Source organism: Zhongshania aquatica (assembly GCF_027257955.1).
In the GTDB taxonomy this organism is placed as follows: Bacteria; Pseudomonadota; Gammaproteobacteria; order Pseudomonadales; family Spongiibacteraceae; genus Spongiibacter; species Spongiibacter aquatica.
This window is the reverse complement of record NZ_JANZNQ010000097.1, coordinates 1-612: the sequence shown is the minus strand read 5'-3', so window position 1 is coordinate 612 and position 612 is coordinate 1. Positions and strand designations below refer to the sequence as shown.

1 protein-coding gene is annotated in these 612 nt (G+C 49.3%); it reads left to right on the top strand.

From position 1 onward, the window contains the following. Positions 1 to 47: 47 nt before the first annotated feature. A partial coding sequence (locus O9X78_RS20800; protein ID WP_269621596.1) for an IS110 family RNA-guided transposase occupies positions 48 to 612 on the top strand: 565 nt, incomplete at its 3' end.

Genomic DNA, 612 nt, shown 5'->3' with positions numbered 1-612 from the left:
AATGGTAAGTGTCAATTTGCCATTCAGAAGATGAGGAGAAGCCCTATATGAACATTACAAGAGTTGGAGTAGATATCGCAAAATCTGTTTTTCATGTTCACGGTGTTGATCGGCATGAAAAGACTCAGTGGCAAGTAAAGCTCAAGCGTCATGAGTGGCTTGATATGCTCTGTCAGCGCGTACCAAAAAGAGCCGAGGTTGGAATGGAAGCGTGCGCTTCTGCCCATCATTGGGGGCGAGCGCTACAGCGGCGGGGATACACCGTTAAACTGATTGCGGCTCAGTTCGTGAAGCCCTACGTAAAAAGTAACAAGAATGATCGTGTCGATGCGGAAGCAATCTGCGAAGCCATGGGGCGTCCTGGAATGAGGTTTGTTGGCGTTAAAACGGTCAAGCAGCAAGATATTCAAGCTGCGCATCGGGTGCGAGAGGAGCTTGTTGGTCAGCGTACGGCCAAGGCAAATCAGATTCGAGGGTTAGTTGGTGAATACGGCGTTATCGCACCGATCGGCATCAATAAGCTTCGGCAAGCATTGCCCCAATGGCTTGAAGATGCGGAGAATGGTTTGACCGATGAGTTTCGAGTTTTACTGGCCGAACTCTCCAACGATT